This window comes from Mesorhizobium sp. PL10 (assembly GCF_053714315.1).
In genome coordinates, this window is sequence record NZ_JBSKBR010000075.1 from 1 (window position 1) to 5,804 (window position 5,804).

At 61.6% G+C, this 5,804-nt stretch carries 5 protein-coding genes and 3 pseudogenes; 6 read left to right on the top strand and 2 right to left on the bottom strand.

Annotated features, from left to right (window positions below):
• Positions 1–74 precede the first annotated feature (74 nt).
• Positions 75–677, bottom strand: coding sequence for a UPF0149 family protein (locus ACWGTO_RS32455; RefSeq protein ID WP_454578804.1), 603 nt, complete (start codon positions 675–677; stop codon positions 75–77).
• 256 nt (positions 678–933) lie between these two features.
• On the opposite strand from ACWGTO_RS32455, the pseudogene ACWGTO_RS32460 reads away from it, so the two are divergent.
• Both ACWGTO_RS32460 and ACWGTO_RS32465 read left to right on the top strand, forming a co-directional pair.
• Positions 934–1,353: pseudogene (locus ACWGTO_RS32460) on the top strand (IS110 family transposase); the annotation flags it as partial.
• A 482-nt stretch (positions 1,354–1,835) separates the two neighbouring features.
• Positions 1,836–2,144 (top strand): transposase, encoded by a 309-nt coding sequence (locus ACWGTO_RS32465; protein ID WP_454578808.1) that lies wholly within the window; start codon positions 1,836–1,838, stop codon positions 2,142–2,144.
• Between the two features lie 11 nt (positions 2,145–2,155).
• On the opposite strand, the gene ACWGTO_RS32470 is transcribed toward ACWGTO_RS32465, so the two are convergent.
• On the bottom strand, positions 2,156–2,389 hold the full coding sequence (locus ACWGTO_RS32470; protein ID WP_454578805.1) for a transposase domain-containing protein: 234 nt from the start codon (positions 2,387–2,389) through the stop codon (positions 2,156–2,158).
• A gap of 309 nt (positions 2,390–2,698) precedes the next feature.
• Here ACWGTO_RS32470 and ACWGTO_RS32475 point away from each other — a divergent pair, with 309 nt between their 5' ends.
• From ACWGTO_RS32475 to ACWGTO_RS32490, 4 genes and pseudogenes are all read left to right on the top strand, one after another.
• Positions 2,699–2,881, top strand: coding sequence for a hypothetical protein (locus ACWGTO_RS32475; protein ID WP_454578806.1), 183 nt, complete (start codon positions 2,699–2,701; stop codon positions 2,879–2,881).
• Positions 2,868–3,239, top strand: a pseudogene (locus ACWGTO_RS32480) (recombinase family protein); the annotation flags it as partial. The gene ACWGTO_RS32475 and the pseudogene ACWGTO_RS32480, both read left to right, overlap by 14 nt.
• A 378-nt stretch (positions 3,240–3,617) precedes the next feature.
• Positions 3,618–5,321: a recombinase family protein gene (locus ACWGTO_RS32485; RefSeq protein ID WP_454578807.1), complete on the top strand. Its 1,704-nt coding sequence runs from the start codon at positions 3,618–3,620 to the stop codon at positions 5,319–5,321.
• 364 nt (positions 5,322–5,685) lie between these two features.
• Positions 5,686–5,804, top strand: a pseudogene (locus ACWGTO_RS32490) (recombinase family protein); the annotation flags it as partial.

A 5,804-nucleotide genomic window follows, 5' to 3' on the forward strand; every position in this document is an offset into this window, starting at 1 on the left:
GACTCACAGATTCAGCACTGGCGCCATATGTCACGTGTTAACTCACCCGATTGCCCTGGGCGCGCCGGCGGCGATTATTGCGGGTTATCATAGGGGGTGACATAGTGGAGTTCGCGCAGGGCGGGGATGACCAGTGCGATGTCTTTGTATGCCTCATGCTCGATGAAGTGCGCGGTCTCGGGCCCCGGCCTGGGTTTGCCGAGGACGGGCCTCCCTTTCTTGTCGACGCAGTAGATCAGGATCGGCAGCAGCAGGCCGTGGTTGGGGTTGTTGAGGTCGAGTAGCCGTTTCCAGCGTTTGATGTTGAGATTCATGGCCGCGTAGAACCCTTGGCACCACGGCCGTGGGTCGATGCCGCCGCTGGGCTTGGTGGCGAAGCGGGGCGTGTAATGCTGCGGTCTGTCGAAGAGCGTCTCGTTGATCCGGTTGTGGATCCTGGCGACGCTGGCAAACACGGCGTGGTCGGTTGCACAGCCTTTGGCCAGGACGTCGCGCGGCAACCCCATGAGCGGGCACATCCAGTCTTGCGGATCCGCGAACCGCGGCCCGGTGACCGCCGCCGTTACGAAGCCATCCAGCGCCGACATGGTTCGCACCAGCGGGCGGGGGTTGGTCTTGGCTTCCATCCAGGCCTCGAGGGCCTCGTCCGACAGCGCCATGTCATCGAGCGCGCTCATCAGGCAACCTCACGATTGCGCTGAATCAGTTTAAGGACTGATTGGGCGTTGGTCCCGCGCCGCCGTGACGACAGCCAAGCTCGCTTGCCCCTTGAGGGCCCGCATGAGACCTGCTGCGTTGCGGTGGCCGGAAGCCGCAGACGGGCTACAGGAAGATGCGCCACGGACATGTCGACCAAGATGCGTCCAGAGCGCCGATTGATGAGCAACCCGTGAGGGCACCGGGCACCATACTCCGGTTTTGCGAGGTGCATCCATGACCATTTTCGTCGGGCTCGACTGGGGCGGGTCCAGCCATGCCGTCTGTATCGTCGACGCCGCAGGCAAGATCCTCGACCACTTTGTCGCGGCTCATGATCGGGACGGGCTTGCCGATCTCGTCGCGCGCTTGCGCCGTCATGGCCTGCCCGAGGAGACGCCGCTCGCCATCGAACGGCCCAGCGGGCTGCTCGTCGACGTGCTGGCCGACGCCGGCTTCGTCGTCACGCCGGTCCATCCCAATGTCGTCAAGGCGTGCCGGCCACGCTACCGCGCCGTGGCCGCCAAGAGCGATCCTGGCGATGCCTACATCCTTGCCGACATCCTGCGCACCGACGGGCACCGGCTGACCCCGCTCAGGCCCCAGTCCGATGCCATCAAGGCGCTGCGTGCCCTGGCGCGCGGGCGCGACGATCTCGTCGCCACAAGGCTCGGGCTCGCCAACCAGCTGCGCGCCTTGCTCGAAAGCTTCTGGCCTGGCGCCGCCGGCCTGTTCGCTGACATCGCAAGCCCGATCGCGCTGGCTTTCATCCAGCGCTACCCGACACCGGAAAGCGCCAGCCGCCTCGCCGAGAAGCGCATGGCCGCCCTCCTCGCCCAGAACCAGTATTGCGGCCGACGCAGCGTCGCCGACGTGCTCGGCCGGCTCCGCACCGCTCCCAGCCCAATCGCTGCGGAGGCAGAGGCCGACGCCAAGGGTGAACTCGCGCGCGCCATCGCTTCTGCTCTCGAAAGCCTCGTCGCCCAGATCGCCAAGCTCTCCAGCCGCATAGAGCATGCCGTTGCTCAACTGCCGGAAGGCAAGGTCATCATGTCGTTTCCGCGGACCGGAAAAATCTGCGCCGCCCAGATCACCGCCGAACTGGGCGACGTGCGCGCCCGCTTCCAGAGCCACGATCACTGGCCGCCGAGGCCGGCGTCGCCCCAGTCACCTACCAGAGCGGAAAATCCCGCGCCGTCGCCTGGCGATGGGCCTGCAACAAGCGTCTGCGTACCGCCATCACCTGCTTTGCCGACAACTCCAGGCATGCCAGCCCCTGGGCCGCCAAGGTCTATCAAGAGGCCAGAAAACGCGGCTGCCGCCATCCCCATGCCGTGCGTATCCTCGCTCGCGCCTGGCTGCGTATCATCTGGAGAGCATGGCACGATGGCGCCACCTACGATCCCAACAAACACCCCGCCGCACGCGCTCTTCTCGTCAACGGTTGACACAGGAAGTCTCATGCCGCCAAGGGGAGCGGCATCTCTTGGCGGCGCACCCAGTTCCAGGGCATCAGCTCGTCCCCGCGCGAGGCTGGCCAGTCGCTCTGGATCCGCTCGATGACATCGGCCATGTAGGCTTCGGCATCGACGCCGTAGAGCTTGCAGGTTTCTATGATGCTGAGCACGACCGCTGACCGCTCGGCCGCGGCGAAGCTGCCCGAGAAAAGCCAATTGCGCCTGCCGACGGGCATCTCGCAGACATTCTGCCCATGTCGGGCGCGAGGTTGTCGTTTGGTATCGATGGCATCCCAATTTCGAGCGGACCGTCCGATGCGAGTATATCGAGGAACGGGCGAACGGCAGAGTCGCGCACATTGTCGTGCGCCATGGCGAAGTCATTGTAGTTCCCGCATGGATGTTGGATCGCGACGTGTGCGAAGCGTTCAGCTTGGGTAGCCCTCGGGTGACCGTGGATGCGCTGACTGACCTTCACCACCTCTTGATCCATCGGGGATTTCGTAATGGCCTTGCGAGCGGTTCGAACGCTCAGGAGGTCATCGATGAAGAGACTGCCCCCACCAAGCCGGCTGCCAGCACCGCGGCAATTGATCATGCCACTCGACTCCCGAGCCCTGGACGGGCTGACGAAAGCGCAGCGCGCAGGCGCGGTCGCGAGCCTCGCCAAGCTGCTGACGGCAGCTGCCGGCATCGCGGAGAAGGAGATGACCGATGACGGGCGGTAATCTTCTTCCCTTGGCCCTCCTGAAGCGCAAGGCCGTCGTCTACGTCAGACAGTCGACGGCCCAACAGGTTCATGCCAACCTTGAGAGTCAACGCCGGCAATATGAGCTGGTCGACCTTGCGCGGCGTTGGGGGTTCCACAATGTCGAGGTGATCGATGAGGATCTGGGACGCAGCGCGAGCGGCGCCGTCGAGCGCCCCGGTTTCGAACGACTCGTCGACGATCTGTGCACCGGTCATGTCGGCGCAGTATTGTGCCTTGAGGCCTCTCGGTTGTCGCGCAACGGTCCGGACTGGCAAAGGCTGCTCGAGCTTTGCGGCCAAGTCGATGCGCGCGTTATTGATATCGACGGCATTTACAAGCACACACCATGATGCCCCAATTCGGGCGCCATCTGATCGGTTGGGACAGGTTACCGTAACGGATCCAGCCCATCCGTTATACAGACGATGCTTTGATTTGGTCTCGTCGGAAGGCTCGCACCGACCAGGTGGCTGCGTTCTCGTCCATTATCGCGATGGCGTATCGCTGCGAATACGTGCTGCGGCCACCGACCTCGATGGTGAGCGGCTGCCCATCCCGTCAAGCAAGCTTTCACTCGACAGTATTCGCGACTTGCTCGAACTTACGAGAGAAGTCGCGCTGAGGGGCTTGGCGAATCAACCGGTTAGTGATTCTTTAGAACACGGTTCCGAGCCAAGATTGGCAAGTTTGCGTGGTTCCCTGGAGGGAGAGCCATGATGTCGGATCTCGTGACAGGAAGTCACCTGTGCCGGAAGGCCGTGGTTTACATTCGACAGTCCACGCCTCACCAGGTGATGACCAACCAGGAAAGTCTTCGGCTGCAGTATGCTTTGCGGCAGCGAGCCAATGATCTCGGTTGGGATGATACCAACATTGATGTGGTTGACGCTGACCTCGGATTGAGCGGGTCGACAGCGACGCACCGCGAAGGCTTCAAGGACGTTATCGCCCGGGTCACGCTGGGCGACATCGGGATTATTCTTTCCTACGAAGTGACGCGGCTGGCGCGCAACTGCTCTGATTGGTACCCCTTGCTTGATCTGTGCGGCTTTCGGCAATGCCTTATTGCGGATCGCGATGGTGTCTACGATCCGGGGTCAACCAATGGGCGCCTCTTGCTCGGCCTGAAGGGCACAATCTCCGAAGTGGAACTGCATACATTGCGCGGTCGTCTGACCGCCGGTCTGCGTGCCAAGGCCGAGCGGGGCGATCTGGCATTACTGCTACCGGCGGGATTGGAGCGTGACGCCAACGGCATGGTGTCGAAGGATCCGAGCAGTGAGGTGCAGGAGCGGATTTTACTGGTTTTTACGACCTTTCTGAAGGAAGGTTCCGTGGGTAAGGTGATCCGGTCATTGCGAGACCATGCGCTTGCTCTGCCGCGACGCGATCGGTTCGGTGATGTCGCATGGCGGATGCCGACAACCAGTATGATTTCCGGGATTTTAAAGAACCCGGCCTACGCTGGTGCTTTCGTTTATGGCCGTACCCGGTCATGCCGTACGACCTATGCAAGCGGAAAGTTGAAGACGGCCCGTTGCCCGATGGCGGAGTGGAAGATCGTCGTAAAGGACCGCTATCCTGCATATATCGATTGGGATAGCTTTGAGCGGATCCAGGCTATGCTGCACGACAATCATGCCGAATACCAACGCAATCAAACGCGTGGCGTACCCCGGGAGGGCGCAGCGATTTTGCAGGGTATTACTTGGTGCGGTCAGTGCGGCCACAAGATGTGGGTGCAATACAAGGGCGGTTCCCGGTACGTCTGCAATTTCTTGCAGTACCACGAAGGTAAGACGTTGTGCCAGCATCTTCCCGCCGACCTGATCGACGCCAAGGTATTGGCTGCGTTCTTTGCGGCGATCGCGCCCGCCGAGGTGAAGGCTTGGAGAGATGCGCTCGACGCACGGCGGCAGACCGACGAAGCCCTTGATCGCGCCGAAGCGCAGCAGGTCGAGCGACTGCGCTATCAGGCGCTTCTGGCCGAACGGCAATATAATCGTGTCGATCCCGACAATCGTCTCATTGCCGCTGAGTTGGAACGACGCTGGGAGACAGCGCTGCGCGAGCTGCGGCAAGCCGAAGAGGCGTTGGCTAATCGCCGGGCGATGAAGACCAAAGCAGCCATGCTGACACCAGAGGAACAGAGCGAGTTTCTCGCTCTCGGTCAAAACCTGCCCGATCTCTGGCGCCGATCGGATGTGAGCCGGGCCGACAGGAAGCGGTTGCTGCGGACGCTGATCGACAAGGTGGTGCTGCAACGTATCGGTCGTGACCGGATTGCTGTCCGGCTGGCGTGGCGGGGAGATATCCGAATTGGAGGTCGAACCGACAGTCCATGCCCTGCATGCTCTAACGCGAGGAGCCGAGATGCAGGAACGGATCCTGGAACTCGCCCGCCAAGGCCTCGATGATACCGAGATCGCCACGATCCTGACCCAGGAGGGACATCGTTCACCACGCCGAAACTATGTTCCCGTGCGAACCGTTCAGGTCGTTCGGCAACGATATCGCGTATTACGCAACAGCATGACGACACGCGCTCGCCATATTTCCGGCTGGATAACGATCACCGAAATCGCAAAGCGTCTCGGGGTCTCAAAGTCATGCATCAAGAAACGCATCCACAGTGGAACCATCGAGATTCAGCGCGATCCTCGCGACAAGCGCTTTCTGTTTCCACAGACAGAGGCCAGCATAACCGCATTGCAAGAGCTTAGGGCAGGAGTCCGAAATCATCTCGTTTTCGACCCAAGACCAAACAAATGAGGGTATCAACATGATCGATCGTATGATCCCGCCAAGCCGAACGACCGGTTGTTGCTCGGCATGAAGGGCAACATCAGCGAGTTCGAGCTTTCCGTCATTCGGGCGCGGATGTACGAAGCCGCGCGACA

Bases quoted from the DNA above. Each gene is read 5' to 3' on its own strand.
- ACWGTO_RS32455 (WP_454578804.1), bottom strand. From the start codon at position 677: ATGAGCGCGCTCGATGACATGGCGCTGTCGGACGAGGCCCTCGAGGCC.
- ACWGTO_RS32470 (WP_454578805.1), bottom strand. From the start codon at position 2,389: ATGCCCGTCGGCAGGCGCAATTGGCTTTTCTCGGGCAGCTTCGCCGCG.
- ACWGTO_RS32475 (WP_454578806.1), top strand. From the start codon at position 2,699: ATGAAGAGACTGCCCCCACCAAGCCGGCTGCCAGCACCGCGGCAATTG.
- ACWGTO_RS32485 (WP_454578807.1), top strand. From the start codon at position 3,618: ATGATGTCGGATCTCGTGACAGGAAGTCACCTGTGCCGGAAGGCCGTG.